This window comes from Acidobacteriota bacterium (assembly GCA_012729555.1).
Lineage (GTDB): Bacteria > Acidobacteriota > UBA6911 > UBA6911 > UBA6911 > UBA6911.
Map to the genome: position 1 here is coordinate 1 of JAAYCX010000098.1, position 19,152 is coordinate 19,152.

21 protein-coding genes are annotated in these 19,152 nt (G+C 67.8%); 11 read left to right on the forward strand and 10 right to left on the reverse strand.

Annotation, left to right across the window (positions count from 1 at the left end; genetic code table 11):
- From GXY47_17120 to GXY47_17135, 4 genes are all read right to left on the reverse strand, one after another.
- The coding region (locus GXY47_17120) for a 2Fe-2S iron-sulfur cluster binding domain-containing protein (protein ID NLV32863.1) at positions 1-454 on the reverse strand (454 nt) is incomplete at its 3' end.
- 88 nt (positions 455-542) lie between these two features.
- Positions 543-1,034: a zinc ribbon domain-containing protein gene (locus tag GXY47_17125; GenBank protein ID NLV32864.1), complete on the reverse strand. Its 492-nt coding sequence runs from the start codon at positions 1,032-1,034 to the stop codon at positions 543-545.
- Positions 1,031-1,495: a hypothetical protein gene (locus tag GXY47_17130; protein NLV32865.1), complete on the reverse strand. Its 465-nt coding sequence runs from the start codon at positions 1,493-1,495 to the stop codon at positions 1,031-1,033. The genes GXY47_17125 and GXY47_17130 overlap by 4 nt, the downstream gene beginning before the upstream one ends.
- Positions 1,485-2,057 carry a sigma-70 family RNA polymerase sigma factor gene (locus tag GXY47_17135; protein ID NLV32866.1) on the reverse strand — a complete coding sequence of 191 codons (573 nt, stop codon included), beginning with the start codon at positions 2,055-2,057 and terminating at the stop codon, positions 1,485-1,487. The genes GXY47_17130 and GXY47_17135 overlap by 11 nt, the downstream gene beginning before the upstream one ends.
- Positions 2,058-2,229: 172 nt before the next feature.
- On the opposite strand from GXY47_17135, the gene GXY47_17140 reads away from it, so the two are divergent.
- Both GXY47_17140 and GXY47_17145 read left to right on the forward strand, forming a co-directional pair.
- Entirely contained in the window at positions 2,230-2,661 is a 432-nt protein-coding gene (locus GXY47_17140) for a hypothetical protein (protein NLV32867.1), read from the forward strand.
- A 32-nt stretch (positions 2,662-2,693) separates the two neighbouring features.
- Positions 2,694-4,616 (forward strand): FAD-dependent oxidoreductase, encoded by a 1,923-nt coding sequence (locus GXY47_17145; GenBank protein ID NLV32868.1) that lies wholly within the window; start codon positions 2,694-2,696, stop codon positions 4,614-4,616.
- Between the two features lie 24 nt (positions 4,617-4,640).
- Here GXY47_17145 and GXY47_17150 read toward each other — a convergent pair whose 3' ends face one another.
- The 4 genes from GXY47_17150 to GXY47_17165 all read right to left on the reverse strand — a co-directional run bounded on the left by GXY47_17150 (position 4,641) and on the right by GXY47_17165 (position 11,093).
- The gene (locus GXY47_17150; protein ID NLV32869.1) at positions 4,641-6,704 is read right to left on the reverse strand and encodes an alpha-glucuronidase; all 2,064 of its coding nucleotides are present in this window, start codon (positions 6,702-6,704) and stop codon (positions 4,641-4,643) included.
- Positions 6,705-6,845: 141 nt separating this feature from the next.
- On the reverse strand, positions 6,846-8,096 hold the full coding sequence (locus GXY47_17155; GenBank protein ID NLV32870.1) for a P-loop NTPase: 1,251 nt from the start codon (positions 8,094-8,096) through the stop codon (positions 6,846-6,848).
- Positions 8,097-8,110: 14 nt separating this feature from the next.
- Positions 8,111-8,830 carry a methyltransferase domain-containing protein gene (locus GXY47_17160; GenBank protein NLV32871.1) on the reverse strand — a complete coding sequence of 240 codons (720 nt, stop codon included), beginning with the start codon at positions 8,828-8,830 and terminating at the stop codon, positions 8,111-8,113.
- A 244-nt stretch (positions 8,831-9,074) separates the two neighbouring features.
- Positions 9,075-11,093: a hypothetical protein gene (locus tag GXY47_17165; protein ID NLV32872.1), complete on the reverse strand. Its 2,019-nt coding sequence runs from the start codon at positions 11,091-11,093 to the stop codon at positions 9,075-9,077.
- Positions 11,094-11,320: 227 nt separating this feature from the next.
- Here GXY47_17165 and GXY47_17170 point away from each other — a divergent pair, with 227 nt between their 5' ends.
- The 3 genes from GXY47_17170 to GXY47_17180 are packed head-to-tail and all read left to right on the forward strand — an operon-like array spanning position 11,321 to position 14,417.
- Positions 11,321-12,040: an acetylxylan esterase gene (locus tag GXY47_17170; protein NLV32873.1), complete on the forward strand. Its 720-nt coding sequence runs from the start codon at positions 11,321-11,323 to the stop codon at positions 12,038-12,040.
- Between the two features lie 46 nt (positions 12,041-12,086).
- Complete coding sequence (locus GXY47_17175) at positions 12,087-13,541, forward strand: family 43 glycosylhydrolase (GenBank protein NLV32874.1); 1,455 nt, start codon at positions 12,087-12,089, stop codon at positions 13,539-13,541.
- Between the two features lie 9 nt (positions 13,542-13,550).
- The gene (locus GXY47_17180) at positions 13,551-14,417 is read left to right on the forward strand and encodes a hypothetical protein (GenBank protein NLV32875.1); all 867 of its coding nucleotides are present in this window, start codon (positions 13,551-13,553) and stop codon (positions 14,415-14,417) included.
- 1 nt (position 14,418) lies between these two features.
- On the opposite strand, the gene GXY47_17185 is transcribed toward GXY47_17180, so the two are convergent.
- Positions 14,419-14,796 carry a PIN domain-containing protein gene (locus tag GXY47_17185; protein ID NLV32876.1) on the reverse strand — a complete coding sequence of 126 codons (378 nt, stop codon included), beginning with the start codon at positions 14,794-14,796 and terminating at the stop codon, positions 14,419-14,421.
- Complete coding sequence (locus tag GXY47_17190) at positions 14,793-14,987, reverse strand: type II toxin-antitoxin system VapB family antitoxin (protein NLV32877.1); 195 nt, start codon at positions 14,985-14,987, stop codon at positions 14,793-14,795. Before GXY47_17190 ends, GXY47_17185 begins: the two co-directional genes overlap by 4 nt.
- 175 nt (positions 14,988-15,162) lie before the next feature.
- Between GXY47_17190 and GXY47_17195 the strand changes: the two genes are divergently transcribed.
- The 6 genes from GXY47_17195 (at position 15,163) to GXY47_17220 (ending at position 19,152) form a co-directional block, all read left to right on the forward strand.
- Complete coding sequence (locus tag GXY47_17195) at positions 15,163-16,002, forward strand: SDR family oxidoreductase (GenBank protein ID NLV32878.1); 840 nt, start codon at positions 15,163-15,165, stop codon at positions 16,000-16,002.
- Entirely contained in the window at positions 15,995-17,440 is a 1,446-nt protein-coding gene (locus GXY47_17200) for an FAD-dependent oxidoreductase (protein NLV32879.1), read from the forward strand. The genes GXY47_17195 and GXY47_17200 overlap by 8 nt, the downstream gene beginning before the upstream one ends.
- Positions 17,441-17,648: 208 nt before the next feature.
- Positions 17,649-17,855, forward strand: a complete 207-nt coding sequence (locus GXY47_17205; GenBank protein NLV32880.1) for an AbrB/MazE/SpoVT family DNA-binding domain-containing protein — start codon at positions 17,649-17,651, stop codon at positions 17,853-17,855.
- Complete coding sequence (locus tag GXY47_17210; protein ID NLV32881.1) at positions 17,852-18,226, forward strand: type II toxin-antitoxin system VapC family toxin; 375 nt, start codon at positions 17,852-17,854, stop codon at positions 18,224-18,226. The genes GXY47_17205 and GXY47_17210 overlap by 4 nt, the downstream gene beginning before the upstream one ends.
- 97 nt (positions 18,227-18,323) lie before the next feature.
- On the forward strand, positions 18,324-18,590 hold the full coding sequence (locus tag GXY47_17215; protein ID NLV32882.1) for a hypothetical protein: 267 nt from the start codon (positions 18,324-18,326) through the stop codon (positions 18,588-18,590).
- A gap of 34 nt (positions 18,591-18,624) precedes the next feature.
- Positions 18,625-19,152, forward strand: coding sequence for a MerR family transcriptional regulator (locus tag GXY47_17220; protein ID NLV32883.1), 528 nt, complete (start codon positions 18,625-18,627; stop codon positions 19,150-19,152).

The window sequence follows — 19,152 nt, forward strand, 5'->3', positions numbered from 1 at the left end:
TCCCCTCGCATTCCACCGCCAGCGTCGTGCAGGAGAGCACCGCCCGGCCGTCGATGATGACGGTGCAGGAGCCGCAGGCCCCCCGGTCGCACATCTGCTTCGCCCCCGTGAGGCCGAGCTTGTACTGCAGCGTGCGCTGCAGCGTCCAGTGCGGCTCGATCAGGACTTCGCACTCCTTCCCGTTCACCTGGAGTTTCGTCGTCACCGGCATCACCCGCCCGGGATGGGCCGAACCGAAGTGCCCCTGCAAAGCGGAGAAGGTGGCGAAATCGGCGCTGCAGATGGGGCAGCGGAAACTGGTCAGCGTGGTGGGAATCGCCGCCGAGGCCTTTGCCGGTTCCGTCGTCAGCGTCAGTCCGGCCCCCAGCGTGCCGCCGGTGACGACCACCCCCGCGCTCTTGAGGAAATTCCTGCGGTCGAGCCCCGCCTCTTTTCCCGTTCTCTCGTCAGCCATCGGTCCCCCTCCTTATCAGTTGCCCGAGTGTATCACGGAGAAAGGGGGACAGTCACCACTGTCCCCCCGCGAAATCCGCCGGTCAATTCTACAGCTTTGTCCCGCAGTTGCCGCAGAACCGGCTCTCCGGTTCCAGCCCGGCGCCGCAGGCGGGACACTTCTTCTTCAGCTGGCAGCCGCAGTCGGGACAATAGGCCAGCTGCGGCTCCACCCGGCTCCCGCACCCGGGGCAGGGGGAAAGCAGCGGCCGGCGCAGGATCAGGTAGAGGATGATCCCGATCAGGTTGGGGGTGAAGATGGCGATCAGGGTCCAGAGCCACTGGTTCATCCCCCTCCGCCCGGCATCCTGGTAGATGAAGAGCCAGATCCCGATGAGGGCGAAAAAAAACAGCGGCACCACGACGGCCATGAAAGAGAAGACCAGCAGCAGACGCGCGTCGATGCCCTGCGGCTGCGCGAACATGAACGATCGGGAAGCGAAAGCCCAGAACAGAAAGCCCAGGAGAAGGGCCACGGTCACCAGGTAGCCCGCGAGCAGTCCCTTGACCGGGATCCTGCTTTCATTCAATGAGTGGTTCATCGTGTCACCTCGCAAAAATGGATAAAGTCCCGCTGCGCCAGCGCCATGGCCGTCAGCGCCGTGCCCGCCGTCCCCACGAGCACGAGCGCCCCGAAGCCCGCCCCGTAGGCGATCGCCGCCGACTCCGTCCAGCCGAGAAACCAGCGCGACAGGAGCCACCCGGGGACCAGGAGCGAAATCGAAAGGCTCGCCAGGGCGGCGGGGACGACCAGCGGCAGCCATTTCAGGCCGCTGTCCGGCTTCCGGGCCGCCAGCCGCCCGAGCGTCTTCTCCCTCAGGGCTGGGGAGTAGAGCGGGGGTTGAGCCAGCCCCTCCCGGACGGCGCCCAGCGCCTCCCACCAGCCCCGGCAGGAGGCGCACTCCTCCAGGTGGCGAGCGAGTCCGGCCGGGAGCTCCCGGCCGGACATGAAGGTTTCCAGAAGAAGTTCCCGCTCCTTCCGGCATGCGGTTTCATGGAACATCGTTTCGTGCCTCCCCCAGCCTTTCGGCCAGGCGTTCGAGCCCGCGCTTGAGCCGGCTCTTCACCGTTCCCAGCGGCAGCCGGCAGACCGCGGCGATTTCGTCGTAGGAGAGCTCCTCGATAAACCGGAGCTCGAGCACCTCCCGGAAACCGGGCGTGAGCTCCCCCATGGCCCGGCTGACGGTCTCCCGCGCGAGGACGCGGCGGCTGAAGTCGGACGGGTCGGCGACTTCCGGCACCTCCTCGCCCTCTTTTCCGGAGCCGGTATCGAGCGACCACCACCGCTTTCTCCCGCGCAGGGTGTCGTAGGCGGTGTTGCGGGCGACGCGGAAGAGCCACGGCCCGAAGGCCTCCCCGTCGCGAAACCGGCCGATCTTGCGCATCACCTTGATCCAGACCTCCTGGAACACGTCCTCCGCCGCTTCGCGGTTGCCCAGGATGGAATGGAGGTAGCGCATGAGCGATTCGCCGTAGTGGTCCATCAGCCTCCCGGCAGCGTCCATCCGCCCCCGCTTCAACTCCAGGATCCGTTGTCCTTCGTTCTCTGCCGGGCCCGTCGTCATGGTCTCCCCGTGTCCGCCTCCGTCACCCCGTTTACTCCCGGCCCCCGCCATAAGTTCCCGCCGGCCCCGTTTTTCCCCTGAGTCATTGCGGTGGCGCCCCCGGCTGTCTTATAGTGGGCGCATTCTCCCGGATCCACCCAAGGGAGCCAACTTAAAAAAGGGAGCCGCCCTCATGACCCGATTCGCCAGATATTTCACCACCGACGTGCTGCACGAAAGCCCGAAATTCCCGGGGGTGTGGGACGCCTCCTCCACGCGCCATCTCGCGGGCTTCGGCGGGGGGCACCTGACCATCGAATCGATCTTCATCACCCGCCCCTTCCTGATGGTCACGCAGCCGCACCAGCACGATTTTCCCCAGTACCTGCACTTCTTCTCGGCCGACCCGGGGGACCAGCGCCTCTTCGACGCCGAGATCGAGATCACCCTGGGGGAGGACGAAACCCACGGGGAAACGCACGTCATCACCCGTCCCACTTCCCTCTACATCCCCGCCGGCGTCTTCCACGGCCCGCTCGACTTCAAGGTCATCAACCGGCCGGTGCTCTTCCTGGACATCGCCGTCGCCGGCGAGTACCAGCGGGTCAACGATACGCCGGATTGAACCCCTCATCCTGCAGGAAAGCGAAAAAAACGATGATGACGCGCTACCCCCATCTCTTTCAGCCGATCCGGATCGGAAAAACGGTCCTGAAAAACCGGATCACCAACGCGCCGATCTACAACTTCCTGGCCTCCTGGGACAACCACGTCACCCGCGAGGGGATCGAGTTCTCGAAACCGTTCGGCAAGGGGGGCGCGGCCACGGTGACCCTGGGGAGCGGGTTCATCAACCGGGTGCTGCCCCCGGCGGCCCGTCATATCGTCGGGCTGCACGACGACTTCATGGTCGTCTATCTCTCCGAGTGGTGCGAGGCGGTCCGGCGCTTCGGGGCGAAGGCGTGCGTCGAACTGGTCCCGATCGCCTCCTACTTCGGCACCCACGAGGTGGAGAGCTCCGTCGGCATCCCGATGGAGATCGACTGCAACCGCCTGACCGAAAGGGAGCTCCAGGACTTCGTCGAGGACTACGCCCGGGCGGCGCGGACGGTGTTGCGGGCGGGGGGCGACATGGTCCTGATCCACGGCGCCCACTGCCAGCTCCCCGCCCTCCTCTTCTCCAAGGTATTCAACCGGCGCACCGACCGCTACGGCCCCCAGTCCTTCGAGAACCGGTGCCGCTTCGCCCTCGAGATCCTCGAGGCGATCCGGGCCGAGGTCGGCGACCGGCTGGCGATCGAATACCGCATCAGCGCCATCGACATGGTCCCCGGCTCGCCGGAGATCGAAGAGGTGATCGAGTTCGCCCGCGCCATCCAGGACAGGATCGACCTGCTGCACGTCTCCCGGGGGAACCTCGCCATCAACCGGCTCACCCCCTTCATCCTCCCCCCCGCCTACATGGAACACGACATCAACATCGAGTATGCGGCCAGGTTCAAGCGGGCGCTCGATATCCCGGTCAGCGTCGTCGGCGCCGTCACCCCCGGGGCGGCCGACCGGGCCATCGCCGAGGGGAAGGTGGACATGGCCGCGCTGGCCCGGCAGCTGATGGCCGACCCGGAGACGGTGAACAAGCTGGAGCGGGGGCTCGAAGAGGAGGTCCGCCCCTGCATCCGGTGCAACACCTGCATCAGCCGGAGCCACTTCGGCATGATGCCCCCCCGGTGCGCCGTCAACCCGGTGCTGGGGCGCGAAATCGATTACGCCCTGTTCCCTCCTCCGGCCAAACGGAAAAAGGTCGTGGTCGCCGGCGGCGGCCCCGCCGGGATGGAGGCCGCCCGGACCCTCGCCGGGCGGGGGCACGAGGTCGTCCTCTTCGAAAGAGGGCCGCAACTGGGGGGCCTCCTCCCCGAGGCGAGCCGCGCCCCCTTCAAGACCGACCTGCGGAGCTACCTGCAATGGTCGGTGCGCATGACGGAGCGCTGCGCCAACATCGACCTGAGGCTTTCCACCGAGGCGACGCCCGAACTCATCGCCGCCGAAAAGCCGGACGCCCTCGTCATCGCCATCGGGGGAGAACCGGAGATTCCGGAGCTTTCCTGCCGCGAGCGGGTCCTGGTGGCGGGGGAGCCGGGGGAGGCCGCCGGCCGCACCGTCCTGGTCGTGGGAGCCGGGCTGACGGGGTGCGAAACCGCCCTGAAACACGCGCAGGCGGGAAAAAGCGTGACCCTGATCGATCTCCTTCCCCGGGAGCGGCTCGGGCTGGGCTCCTCCCCGATCAACGCCTACGCCCTGCTTGACATCCTCGAGGATCACCGGGTCGAACTGAGGCCGGAAACCAGGCTCGTCGACGTGACCCGGGAGCACGCGGTCCTCGAAAGGGGCGGGGCGAGGGAATGCGCGCCGTTCGACACCGTCGTCCTGGCGCTGGGGCTCCGCGCCGGCGCCCGGGCCGAAACCGTCCGCCGGCTCCGGGAAACCGTGCCCGAGAGCTACGTCGTCGGCGACGCGGGCGACCGGCCGGGAGCCCTCTGGGGCGCGGTCACCGCCGCCTACGACGCCGCCATGGCGATCTAGGGGGACAGTGGTGACTGTCCCCCTCTAATTATGATGCAGCCAGGGGAGCTCGATCTTCACCAGCTCCTCGAGGTCGTGGACCGGGCGCTCGATTTCGTAGGGAATCGGCATCCGGCTGAACTGCTGGAAGTAGAGGAGGCAGGCGTCCTTCCAGATCTGCGCGTCGCGGCAGTGGCGCCGGAGCCTGCTCTGCACCGCGGCGAAACGCTCGGCGTCCACCTGGGGCTCCACCCGGTCCCACACCTTCTGGAATTCCCGCACCCGCTCCAGGCCGCGCTGGTAGCGGTGGGCGAGCTCGTCCCAGAGGGTGCGCCCTCTCTTCATTTTGTGGGTCCAGGGGAGGTGGTGGAACCAGAGGAGATATTTTTCCGGGCAGCTCTTCACGTCGTCGAAGCGGGAGGCCAGCGGCTCGGCATACTGGCTGACCGCGTCGCTCCCGCGCCGCGTGCGGTCGAAACCGATCCCCCCGGCGTCGGCCTGGTGGTAATAAGGAGGGGTCCAGTCGGGCCGCACCCCCTTGGGCGCGTACCAGGGGCCGGGGCCGTAGTGGTGCCCGCCGGCGAAGATGTGGTGGAGCCCGAGCGGCATCATGTAGTCGACGGCCGCCTCCCAGCTCTCGAGCATCATCCCCCGGACGGGGAGGAGGAACTTCGCCTCCCACTCCCCCATTTTCGCCCCCCCCTGTTTCTCCCCCCGCGGGGCGAAGGTGAGGCGGAGCCACTCATCGGCGATCTCCCGCGACGCGAGCCCGGGGTCCCACGCCAGGCGCCCGAAGGCGTACCAGTTGGCCTGGGCGAAATGATGGCCGCACCAGTTGGCGTCGAGGCCGACGTTGGCCACCCCGGCGATGGCCGAATGAGCGTGCCCGAAGAGGCTCCCGTCGGTCGCGCGCGCGACGCTGCTCCCCGGCCCCTCGCCGTAGGTGTCGCTCTGCAGGAATTCCTCCCACATCGGCCCGAGAAAGACCAGGTGGATGGAATGCCCCAGGTACTCCTGGGTGATCTGGAGCTCGGGCATCACCGCCGTCTTCTTCATGGCCCCGAAGAGGGGGTTGAAGGGCTCCCGCGGCTGGAAATCCACGGGTCCGTTCTTGACCTGGATGATGACGTTCGGGCGGAAGCGGCCGTCGAGCGGCATGAACTCGGCGTACGCCTGCCGGGCGCGGTCCCGGTCCTCGGGATTGTAGACGAAGGCGCGCCACATCACGATCCCGCCGTGGGGCGCCAGCGCGTCGGCCAGCATGTTGGCCCCGTCCGCGTGCGTCCGCCCGAAGTCCTGCGGCCCCGGCTGCCCCTCGCTGTTGGCCTTGACCAGGAAGCCGCCGAAATCGGGCACCCTGCGGTAGATTTCGGCCACCCGCTCCCGCCACCACGCCACCACCCGCCCGTCGAGCGGGTCGGAGGTGGGGAGCTTCCCCAGCTGCGCGGGGGAGGAGAACTTGACGGAGAGGTAGACGCGCACCCCCCAGGGGCGGAGCACGTCGGCGATCGCCTTCACCCGCTCGAGGTAGGGGTCCGAGAGGACCTCCGGGGCCGCGTTCACGTTGTTGATCACCGTGCCGTTGATCCCGATCGAGGCGTTGGCCCGGGCGTAGGCGGCCCAGAGCTCCCGGTCGGCGTCGGTGACGTCCAGAGAATCCCCGCCGCGCCAGAAGATGGAATGGCCGGCGTAGCCCCGCTCCACCGTGCCGTTCGGGTTGTCCCAGTGGTTGAGGATGCGGCGCTCGTAGGCGGGGTTCGACACCTCCTCCCCGGCCGGCCGCCCCGTCCGCTGCCGGCGCAGCAGGTCGTAGACGCCGTAGAGGAGCCCCTGCCCGGTGCGCGCCGTCACCCCGGAGGAGGTCAGCCGGTAGCCGTCCCCCCGGACCCCGGCGTCGGCCGCGATCTCGAGCCGGACCGTCCCCCCCGCCTTCCCCCGCCACCCCCGGAGAAGCTCGCGGCGGGCGATGTCGAGGGTGGCCGACTCCCCGCCCGCGACGATGTTGACCCGGTTGGCCCCCCCCTCCCGCAGCCAGAGCTCCCGCCCGGTCTCCGCCCGGGCCGGAACGAGCGCCATCCAGAGCACCCATGCGCCGATCGCCGTTCTCATGATCATGTCATCCCCCTCCAGTGCCCCTATCCTATAACGGGCCCTTTGGGGAATACTCCCCTTTTTTCGGGGCAGGGACTCAGGAGACGGGAGCGGGGATGCAGGGATCACAAAAGCGTAGCATCGGCCGCCGGGACAAGGTCAGTGATCGCAGGCGTCGGCACCGGTTTCCAGGCGGCCTTCCAGGAAGTTCCGGACCAGGACGTCGGGAGCCCCCCCGGTGGCGCCCACCACGACCTGGATGTCGTTCTGGCTGAAGAGGCTCTGGGCCCGGGAACCCATGCCCCCGGCGATGATGACCGTGGCCCCCTGCTCGTGAAGCCACCGGGGGAACGTTCCGGGCTCGTGGGGCGGAGGCAGGAGCTCCTCCCTTCGACCCACGCTCTTCCCGTCTTCCCCCACGTCGAAGATTACGAAGCGCTCACACTGGCCGAAGTGGGACGACATCTCCCCGCCGGTGACCGGTACGGCGATCCTCATCGGCTTCCCGTTTCCCGCGGCCACGCTTTGAGCGCCCTGCGGCTCCCTTTCGAGCAGGGTGCGGACGATCCGGCCGAAGGCCTTCGCGGTCTCCGAATGGGGGAACCCCTTGACCATCGGGACCCCGCTGTCGCCCGAGGCCACGACCTCGGGCTCGATCGGAATGGAGCCGAGATAGGGGATCTTCATCTCCCCGGCCATATTCTCCCCGCCGCCGGAGCCGAAAATACCCACCCTCTCGCCGCACTTCGGACAGGTGTAGCCGCTCATGTTCTCCACGACTCCCAGCACCGGCAGGTTCACTTCCCTGCAGAAGACGACGCAGCGCCGGACGTCCTGGACCGAGACCTCCTGCGGCGTCGTGACCACGATCGCCCCGTCAGAGTCATCCAGGAGTTCCGCGACGGCCAGCGGTTCGTCCCCGGTGCCGGGAGGCGCGTCCACCACCAGGTAATCGAGGCTCCCCCACTCGACATCCTTCAGAAACTGTTTGATCACCCCGTATTTGCGCGGACCGCGCCAGATCACGGCGTCATTCCTCTCCCGCAGCAGGAAACCGATCGACATGACGCTGACCGATCCGGGGAATCCTTCGACCCTGACGGGGTAGAGGGTGTTCTCGCTCCCCGTGAGGGGGGTCCCGTCGACGTGCAGGAGCTTGGGAACGCTCGGCCCGTGAATGTCGACGTCGAGCAGGCCCACGCGCTTCCCCGCCATCGCCAGCGCGGCCGACAGGTTCACGGCCACCGTGCTCTTCCCCACGCCCCCCTTGCCCGAAAGCACCAGGATCTTGTGCCCGATCTGCGCCATCCTCGACTGCAGGGCCTGCCGGTCGAGGGCATCCTGCTCCCGCCCCCCCGGACGACGTTCCCCTGCTACGCCTGCGGTATGATTGCCGGTTTCACTGGACATCGGATTTTTCTCCCTTATATATGAATGGAATGGGTGGACACCTCGGGCCAGGCCGCCCCCGGCAACTGCACCCGTTTTTCCCCGGCCCGGACGGCCCGGACCACGACAAAAGCGCCGTCACCGGTGCCGGGGCGCACGGCTTCGATCTCCCGGATCTCGTCGAGGGGGTGAAACAGGGTCTGGCCCCATGCCCGCGCCCTGAAACGGCCCTGTCGCAGCATCCCGGCCACCTCGGCCGTGCTGTAGAGGACCGCGTCCCGGTAAAAAACACTCTCCGACTGGTGCTTGAGGTACTCCCTCCCGATGCGGCTCAGGGAATCGATGAACCCGATCACGAGCCTCCCCCCCGGCCGGAGCACCCGGCGGGCCTCCTCGAGCATCTTCTCGGGCGAGCGGACGAAGCAGATCGTCGTGACGACGAGGACATAGTCGAAACTCTGCTCCGGGAAGGGTAGCGCCTCGGCTACCCCCACCACCGTCCTGATTCCGCGCGCCGCGGCCCGCTCGAGCATCGCCTCCGAGGGGTCGAGCCCCAGGGGGACGCCCAGGGGGGCCGCGAAGCGGCCGGTGCCGACCCCGATCTCGATCCCGTAACCACCCATGGAGAGGAAGGTTCGCAGGGCCAGAAGCTCCGACAGGTACGCCGCCCGGTGCCTGTCGAACCAGCGGTCGTACCGTTCCGAGTGATCATCGAAGGGCCCCGTGTTCGCCCCACTATCCCCGGCATTCTGCATATATTCCCCTCGCGCGACCCCGGAACCCGGCCGTACCTCCGGACCCGGAGGGGGTCGGCACCCCTTATTCAGAGCACTTTTCATGCCAGAGTGGCATCGAGGATGGATTTGTTGGTATTGACTCTATTTAGCGCGATTGGCCGCAGTCCCGCGTGCCGCGGCAACCATGCAAATAGCAAAAAAGTATTGCATTTGGCACGACCCGACTGCGGACGCCGGGTCTAAGATTCGGCACCGAGCCGGTCTAGGATTCGGCGCCGAGCCGGCCCCGTCCGGCCAGCGTCGGCACCATCCGCCCGAGCCCCAGGTCCTCGAGGGTGCGGCGGGTGGGCCAGCCGTGCTCCCGGTCCCACCCTTCCAGGGCGTAGAAGTGGGTCTTGAAGTCCTCCACCCCCTTGCGGTCGAAGTACATGTCGGGCGCGTCGTCGCTTCGCCACACCCCGTTTTCATAGATGGGGACCCCGCCGTACTTGGTCTTGCCCGAGGCCCCGGGGCGGTACATGTAGGGGAAGAAGTCCTCCGTCTGCCGGCTGCGCCCGTGCATGACCCGGACGGCGCGCTCCAGGGTCCAGATCTTCTGTCCCGCGCGCATGGTGTCGGCGAAGGAGTCGTGCCTCCCGGTGACCGCGCGGTAGTACCGCATCTCCATCTCCGGGCTCAGCTCCCCCACCCCGTGGTGGAACATCTCGCAGAAGGCCATCGACTCGTGCCAGAAGGAGGAGTAGTGCCGGCTCCAGGCCACCTGCTTGGCCTTGTGCGGGGAGTAGATCCCGGTCTTCCACGCCTCCTCCCCCTTCCAGGCGTAGTTGAACATGAAGATGTCGCCGGTGTAGGGGATGGTCTGCCGCGCCAGCTTCTCGAGAGCCGCCACCAGCGAGGAACCGTCGCGCGGGGGGCTGACGGGGAGCATGAAGCCGTGCCAGGCGGGGTCCCCCGCCCCCAGCATATAGGCGTAGGCCCATTCGGCGTAGGGCATGGTCCAGTGGCTGGTGGCCCCCCAGGCGGGGAGGCGCAGCGCGCCGCTCTCCCGGTCCCGTTCGAGCCTCCCCCACCGTTCCGCCGCGCGGCAGGCGCCCTCGGCCAGGGCGTCCCCGATCCCCTCCCGGCGCGCAACGGCGTCGAGCAGCGCCAACCGGAAGGCGAGGCTGTCCATCCGGTCCATCGGGAGCGGGGCCGATTCGATCTCCCTGCCCGGGCCGAGCACCCCCTGCTCGTACAGGTACTTCAGGTACCAGCCGAGGCCGGAGTCGGAGGGGATCCGGCCTTGGAAGAAGTCGGGCGCCCCCTCCGTCTCGAAGAAATCGCGGTTCCAGTGAGCCGACCAGCTGCTGATGCCGTACTTGATCAGCTCCTCGGAGGCGCGGTCCTGGTCGGTCTGGCTGTGGCCGGCGCCGAGCCACCCCTGGCAGGCGCACATGGTCTCGCCGCCGTAGTAGTTGCTCCGGCGCCGGTCGCCGTTGAGGCAGGGGGAGCAGGAGGCCGCCCCGGCCCGCGGGGGATAGGGGCGCGCCCCCCGCATCTGCCAGAGCCGCGCCTCGACCAGGCCCCCGGGGTCGGCCACCCGCACCCCACCGGTACCGATGACGCTGACGGCCTTCAGGTTCTTGGCCCCGAAGACGGCGCCGTAGGCGCCCACCCGGGCGCTGATCCCGCTGCCGGAGACGAGGGCGGCAAGGCGCGACCGGGTCTCCCCGATCGGTCCGATGCAGACGATCTGCGGGCGCGCGGTGCTCCACCCCTCCCCGGCCTCGTGCCACTCTTCGCCCAGGCGCGCGTGCCCGCACACCCTCGAGGTAATCCGGTTCTGAGTCTCCCAGGTGTCGAGGCCCCAGAGCTCCCGGGCGTCCTCGATTCCGACCCGGTCGTTGACGATGCTGATCCAGACCGGATGCGCCGCCCGCCCCTCGATGACGACCCCGTCCCAGCCGGCGAGCTTCATCATCGAGCCGAAGAGGCCGCCGAGGTTGGCGCGCCAGAATTCCGAGGTGGGCCAGGTCTCGGGCGAGAGGCCGCAGACGCTGGTCCTCCCCGCGCCGGGGACCCCGGTCGCGCCAAGCGGCCCGGTGATGATGGGGAGCACGTTCCGGGGATCGTACGGGTCCCGGAGGTCCCATTCCCCCGGGGCGACGGCCAGGTCCCAGAAGAGGGCGGTCCCGATCCCGTACCCGCCGCCGAACTCCTCGTACCGGTCGGTATCGATCACCCCGGTCGTCCCGGTCGTCAGGTCGACCCTCAGAATCTTCCCCGCGTACCCGTTCGCCAAGATGTCCCTCCCCGTCCCGGGCGAACCCGGTCCCTCACCCGGCCGGCGCCCCCACAATCTCCTATAAGCGACCGCGTTTCTTATATAACTACCACTCTAGGGGATCGCTTCTCCGCCCGTCAAGAGCAATCGATGGACTTTGGCGTCCGAATCCCTTAGATTGGTCAGCGCGGGGTACAGCCGTTCCCGCTGCATGTCCAGACCCGAAATCGAGCGAGAGGCCCATCATGCACACCTTGCGCAAAATGGCGCTGCCGGGGATCCTGTTGGTTGGGCAAATCCTTTCCCCCGCGCCCGGCGCCGCCGGGCCCGACGCCGCGCCGAGCGCCCTCGCGCCCTACTTCGCGCCCGCCACCGCGGACGCCGCGCGGCCGGACGCGGACGGCTTCCTCCGGCGCTGGCTCCTGCTCGAGCCGATCCCCAAGCCGAACCGGTCCAACACGGTCTTCACCGACAGCTACGTCCGCGCCGCCCTGAAGCCCGAATCTTTCCCCGGCCTGTTCACCCGCGTCCCCCGCCCCGGCGAGCGGGTGACGGTGGACGGCCAGGAGCTGCGGTGGCACGCCCTCGATGCGGGCGATTTCAACGTCAAGCTCTTCCGCTTCGCCTACGGCCTCGGCAAGCCGACCTACGGCGTCCTCTTCCAGGCCGTGACCGTGGTGCACGCCCCGCGCGAGATCCCCGGCGTCCGCCTGGCCGTCGGCTCCAACTCGGCTTCGATGTGGTGGCTCGACGGCGCGGAGGCCGTCATCCTCTCCGGCGACCGGCGCATGGTCATGGACGACGCCGTCTCCCGGCGCCTCACCCTGCACAAGGGCCCGAACGTGGTGCGCGGCGCGGTCATCAACGGCCCCGGCATGAGCGACTTCTGCGTCCGCTTCATCGACGAACGCGGGGAGCCGGTTCGGGACCTCACCCTGAACCTGGGACCCCCACAGGAACGATGATGTTCCCGATCCACGGCCTCCGCCCTCCGGCCCAAGGAGAAACTTCATGAAATCGCCCATTCTCGCCGCGGGAGCGCTCCTGGCCGCGACGGTCCCCGCCCTGCTCACCTCCGGCCCGCCGGCGCTCGACGGCGAACCCTACATCCACGACCCCTCGACCATCATGGAGTCCGGGGGGCGCTACTACACCTTCGGCACCGGCGGGGGCGGCCTGGTCTCCGACGACGGCTGGAGCTGGCGCGGCGGGGCGGTGCGCCCCGGCGGGGGGCTGGCGCCCGACGCCATCAGGATCGGGGACCGCTACTACGTGGCCTACGCCTCGAAGGGGGGCGGGCTGGCCGGCGGGCACGCCGGCGCCATCAACACGATGTGGAGCAAAACCCTCGACCCCGAATCGCCCGATTTCGGCTTTCACGACGACAGCGTCGTCGCCACGAGCGACGGCGTCGAGGACTGCGACGCCATCGACCCCGCCTTCTTCCTCGATCCCGAAACGGGGCGGCTGTGGCTCACCTACGGGACCTACTTCGGCTTCATCCGCATCGTCGAGCTCGACCCCAAAAGCGCCAAGCGGGTCCCGAAGAGCGAGCCGGTGAACCTCGCCATCGACATGGAAGCCACCGCGATGATGTACAGGGAGGGGTGGTATTACCTCCTGGGCACCCACGGCACCTGCTGCGACGGGGCGAACTCCACCTACAACATCCGCGCGGCCCGATCCCGGCAGGTGACCGGCCCCTACCTCGATCACATGGGGGTGCCCGCGCTCCGGGGAGGGGGAAAGCTGGTGGTGGGCGCGAGCGGCCGCTTCGTCGGCCCCGGCCACTTCGGCCTGCTCGACCTGGGGGACAGCGTGCAGAAATTCTCCTGCCACTACGAGGCCGACCTCGACCGCGGCGGGCGCAGCGTGCTCGACATCCGCCCGCTCCTCTGGAAGGACGCCTGGCCCGTGGCCGGGGAGAATTTCCGGGAAGGGACCTACGCGATCCAGTCGGAGCGGAGCGGCTTCGCCCTGGAACTGGCGGTCGATTTCGTCCGCATGCCCGGCGCCATGCGCGGCTTCGGCCGCCCGGCCGGCCCCGTGACCCCGGTCGCCGGGCAAACGCTGGCCGACGTGGCGGCGACGTGGCCCGCCGGCGACCTCGACCTCCGGATCGGGGACTTCATGATGCGGCCGCACCAGAAGTGGACCATCACCCCCGTCGCCGGCGCGGGGGGCTATCCCGGCTCCCCCTGGTTCCGGATCAGCGTGGCCGGCACCGAGCGCACCCTGGCGGCGACGGCCGAAGGGGAGGTCGTGGCGCTCCCCGCCTTTACCGGGAGCCCGGCGGAGCTGTGGCGCATCGACCAGCTGACGGACGGCACTTACCGCATCATGCCCAAGGCGGTCCCCGGCCACCCGGAGCCGCTGGCGCTCACCGCCGCGGGGCGCAGCACCCCGACCCTGGCCCGGTTCGATCCCGAAAGCCCGAAATCACGCTGGAATTTCCATAAGCAATAAAAGGAGACCATGAGAACCTATCCCATCCGTACCCTGTGCCGTTCGCTTCCCGTCATCGGGCTGCTCGTGGCCCTGGCCGTCATTCCCTTCGCCTCCGCCCAGGCGCCGCAACCGAAGCGCGGCCCGATGCCCAAGCAGCCGATGCAGATCAAGCCCGATCCCAGGGTAGAGCAGCGGAGCTACCGGTTCGAGCCGACGGGCGAGACCCTGACCTACGTGCTCTACGTCTCCTCGAAGGTCTCTCCCGCGAAGAAGAACCCGCTCGTCGTGGCGCTGCACGGCCTGGGGGGGGACGGGAATTTCCTCTTGCGCGAGCGGGTGGTGGACCTGGCGGAAGAGGGGGGATACATCGTCGTAGCTCCCCTGGGCTACAACGTGGGGGGGTGGTACGGCTCCCCCGTCATCGTGTTCGGCGGCGGCTCCGTCGAGCCGCCCGACCTGGCCGAGCTGAGCGAAAAGGACGTCCTGACCGTGCTCGGGATGATGCGGAAGGAATTCAACGTCGACCCCGAGCGCACCTACCTGCTGGGACACTCGATGGGGGGCGCGGGCGCCCTGTTCCTGGGCTCCAGACACCTTTCCGACTGGGCCGCCGTCGCCGCCATCGCCCCCGCCGCCTTCATGATGCAGCCGAAGCAAAAGGACCACCTGGGCCGGATGCAGGAAGCGGGCATCCCCGTCATGATCGTGCAGGGGGGGAAGGACACGGCCGTGCCGGTCGAAAACACCCGCACCTGGGCCGAGGCCATGAAGGAACTGAAGATGGAGCACGTCTACGTCGAACTGCCCGAAGGGGACCACGGCACGGTGATCGGCGACGGGATGCCGGCGATCTTCGAGTTTTTCGCCAAACACCCCAAGGGCGCCGCGAAATAGGTCAGCTCACCCGGAGTCCCGCCAACTTCCTCAGCAGGACGAAATGTCCATCGAGGGAGAAGACTTCACACCCATGCTGCTTCGCGTTTTGCGCGATGATCAGATCGGGAATGCCGATTCCGTTCAGACCCTGTCTCAGGCACCTGGTCTGAACCTCGATGATTTCCTGCCAGTCGATCTCCAGCGGCAGGCGCCTGACGCTCGACAGAAGCTCCATGAGCTTGCGCTGGTTGCGAACCTTCAGGAAAGGAACCAGCTCGGCAAGGATGAGGTCGTTGGTGACGATCAGGTCCTCTTCGATCAGGACATCGAGTCTGGACGAATCGCTGCCACCCCGGAAGTAGTCGATCCACGCGGAGGTATCGACCAGGACCGTCACCGACGGCCCCTGAGAGCGTCGAGGTCGATGTCCAGATCCAGTTTTCCCCTGAATTCCTTCAGGCCCGCGATCCTGGATTTTCGCACCATCTCTTCCAGGGCGGTGATGATCAGTCGGGTTTTCGTCCTGATCCGGGTAGCCCGCATCGCTTCAGCGATCAGATCCTCGGGCAGATCGAGAGTCGTTCTCATGGGCGGCCTCCATATGCATAAGTTTAAACTTTTATGCATATGACGTCAACGGCCCGTCGCCCGGGCTGATCGGCACCCCTATTTGCCTTGCCAGCGCCGGCGGCCGGTCTTACACTGGCCGGGCCGACACCGAAATCGCGTGCATCGTCATCCAGGGGAATCTTCCGGAGGCATCATGGACCTGAGCGGCAAAATCGCCATCGTCACCGGCGGCGGCACCGGGATCGGGGAAGCCGTCGCCCGCCGCTTCGTCGGGTGCGGGGCGCGGGTGTGCGTCACCGGCCGGCGCCGGGAGCCGCTCGAGGAGGTGGCACGATCGCTGCCGCCCGGTACCGTGAAGACGTGCGCCGGGGACGTGTCCGAAGAAAAAGACGTGGAGCGGATGGTCGAGGCCGCCCTCTCCTTCGGCGGGGGGCTGCAGGTGCTGGTCAACAACGCCGCCCTGGACCAGGACCCCGCGGGGGTGGTGGACCTCGACCCGGCCGAGTGGCGGCGGATGCTCGAAGTCAACCTCACCGGCCCCTTCCTCATGATGAAGGCGTGCATCCCCCACATGATCCGCTCGGGGGGTGGCTCGGTGGTGAACGTCTCCTCGCTGGCGGGCCTGAGGAGCAACTCCGAGATGCCCGCCTACTGCGCGACCAAGGGGGGGCTCGTCAGCCTGACCCAGCAGGCGGCGCTCGACTACGGCCCCCGCAACGTGCGCTGCAACGTCATCTGCCCCGGGGCCACGCGCACGGCCATGTTCACCGAGAACATGGCCGCGTTCGCCCGGCAGCTCGGCACCGGCGTCGAGGACGTCTTCGCCCGCTTCCAGAAGGACGTCCCCCTCAACCGCGTGGCCTTCCCCGAAGAGATGGCCGGCATCTGCGCCTTTCTCGCGAGCGACGACGCCTCCTTCCTCACCGGGGCCGCCATCCCCGTGGACGGCGGGGCGGCCGTCGTCGACGTGTCGGGGGCGGTGATCAGCGACATCGTCCGCAGCCTGAAACGGTCCGGAGGCGCCCATGAGTGAACCGGAGACCGATGTCGTCGTCGTGGGTTCGGGGGCGGCGGGGCTCGCCGCGGCCATCGAGGCCGCAGTGGCGGGCGCGCGCGTGGCCCTGTTCGAAAAGCAGCCGTCCCTCGGGGGGACCTCCAATTTCTTCGAAGGGATCTTCGCCGTCGGCAGCGCCATGCAGAAGGAGCGCTACATCGCCTACTCCCGGGACCAGGCGTTCAGGAACTTCATGGAATACAACCACTGGCGCTCGGACGCGCGCCTGGTCCGGGCCCTCATCAACCGCTCCGCCGGGACCATCGACTGGCTCCGCGCGCTCGGGGTGGAGTTCCGGGACGTGACCATCAACATGCCCGACGCGCCCCGGACCTATCACGTGGTCGAAGGGCGGGGGCAGGCGGTGGTCCGCGCCCTGGCGCGCCGGGCGGAAGAGCTGGGGGTCACGGTCCACAAGAGCGCCCCGGTCGAGCGGGTGATTGCGGGGGAGAAGGGGCCCGCGGGGGTGGCGGTCGCTCTCGACGGCCGGCGGACCGAGATTGCCTGCCGGGCCGTGGTGATCGCGAGCGGCGGCTACGCCAACCACCCCGGGTGGATCCGCAAATACGCGGGCCTCGAGCTCGGCCAAACGGTGACGCCGATGGGGAACACGGGGAAGACGGGGGACGGCATCCGCATGGCGTGGGAGCTGGGGGCGGCCGAAGAGGGGATGGGGGTGCTCCACCTGATCCGGGTGGCCCCCTTCGGGCCGGAGTTCCCCTTCATGAACCCGGTCGAAGGGGCGGCCATCCAGCCGGTATTGTGGGTCGACCCCATGGGGGAACGGTTCTGCGACGAGGGGATCGCCTATTACGACACCTCCCTGGGAAACGTCAACCGCCGCTACGGGCAGGGCTACACCTTCTGCCTCTTCGACGACGCGATCAAGGAGCACTTCATCACCAAGGGGATCTTCCGGGGGATGGGGACGGTGGTCCCCCCCGGCTGCCGCCTCCTCGACCTCGAGCGGGAGCTCGGGCGCTTCCTCGCCCTCGGCTCCCCGGAGTTCTTCGCCGCCGATTCGGTCGAGGCGCTCGCCCTCAAAATGGAAGTGGACCCGCGGGTGCTCCGGGCCACCGTCGAGCGCTACAACGGCTTCTGCGCCCGGGGCTACGACGAGGAATTCGCCAAGGACCCGGAGTATCTCCTCCCCCTTCGCGGCCCGCGCTATTACGCCGCCCGCGCCCGCACCTGCTTTCTGGGAACGCTGGGGGGGGTCAGGATCAACCACCGCACCGAGGCCGTCGACCCCTTCGGCCGCCCCGTCCCCGGCCTCTACGTCGCGGGGCTCGACGCCGGCGGCCTGCACGCCGAGAGCTACAGCATGCGGGACACCTCCGGCATCGCCTCCGCCTTCGCCCTCATCTCCGGCCGCGTGGCGGGGGAGAACGCGGCGGAGTACGCGAGGGGACGTTGAGCGAAGGAACCACCCAAGCCGACCTGCTGGACGGCTACCCGAATCTTGCCGCCGCCGACATCCAGGCAGCCCGACTCCGCCATCCTGGACACAAGGATCCCCGGGAAACGGGGTTTTTCCGGGTAACGGGGCGCCAGGGCCCTCAGCATTGACAAATCGGCATCGATCGGATTATTGTATTCCATAATAGATCGATGGAGTATCTGTCATGCAATCGGTAACCGTTTCGCCCAAATTTCAAATCGTCATCCCAAAGACTATCCGGAAAGCTTTGCAGCTCCGGCCCGGACAGAAATTGCGGATTGTCGAATACGCCGGACGCATCGAGCTTGTACCGGAGCGCGATATCAGCGAACTGCGCGGCTTCGTCAAGGGCATCGATACGGATTTCCGCAGGGAGGAGGACAGGGTATGAACCTTGTCGATTCCTCCGGGTGGCTCGCGTACTTCGCCGATGAGCCCAACGCCCGGCACTTTTCCGCCCCCCTTGCCGATCCGGATGCGCTCGTCGTTCCGACGATCACCCTGTACGAAGTTTTCAAAGTCATTCTGCGGGAGGCCGGCGAGAATCAGGCCATTCAGGCGGTCGCGGCCATGCAGAAAGGAAGGACGGTCGATCTGAGCCCGCCGCTGGCCATCGCAGCGTCGCGGCTCAGCCTCCGGCACCAGATTCCCATGGCCGACAGCATCATCCTGGCTACGGCGCAGGCGTTTGATGCCCTCGTCTGGACCCAGGATTCCGACTTCAAGGACCTGCAAAAAGTGAAGTACTTCCCCAAAAAATAAAGCGCTCTCCCGCGAAAAAGACTCCCGGAACGGACCCCGGATGTCACTCCCTCCCCTTATCCTGGTTCCGTAACAGGACAAACCGGGAGGGGACAGCATGAGCGAGAGCGACGACTTTTTCACCACCTGCGACTGGTGCGGCCGCGGGATCGCCTACGGCAGCGCCATGGTCACCCTCAACCACAACATCGAACAGGTCGACCGCACCGGGGAGGCCCCGGACGGCGTCGTCACGGTGATCTCGAGCGAGTGCCTGCTCGAGCTGTGCGCCGAGTGCGGGAACCGGCTGGACACCGGGACGCTCAGGAACCTCCTGGTCGTCTCCGGCCCCCCCCTGGAGAAATCGGAGCGCTTTTTAATTTGACAGCGCTACGTTTCACTGTTATATTAAGGGCACCATGACCCAGGACATCTACGACCTCAAGGAGCTGTGCGCGGCATCGGGGGTGACCCCGCGGACGGTGCACTTCTACATCCAGCAGGGGCTCCTCCCCCCGGCCGGTTCGGCCGGGCCGGGGCCCAAATACGGCCCGGGGCACGTGGCGAGGCTCAAACTGATCAAGCTGTTGCAGAAAGAGCACTTGCCCCTGGCCGAGATCCGCCGCCGGATCGAGCCGCTCGACGACGGGGAGGTCCTCGGCCTGCTCGGGGACCAGGAGCGGAAACCGGCCCCGGCCTCGGCCGTCGACTACGTCCGGAGCGTCCTCGGGAGCTCCCCTTCCCTGGCCCGGGACTCGTGCAGGATGATGGCCATGGAACCGGCCCAGCCCTACCCGTCCCGCCCCTCGGCGGAGCGCTCCCGCTGGGACCGGATCACCCTGGCGCCCGACGTCGAGCTGCACGTCCGGCGCCCGCTCGCGCGCAGTGACCAAAAAAAAATCGACACCCTGATCCAGCTCGCCAGGGACATCCTTACGGAGGAATGA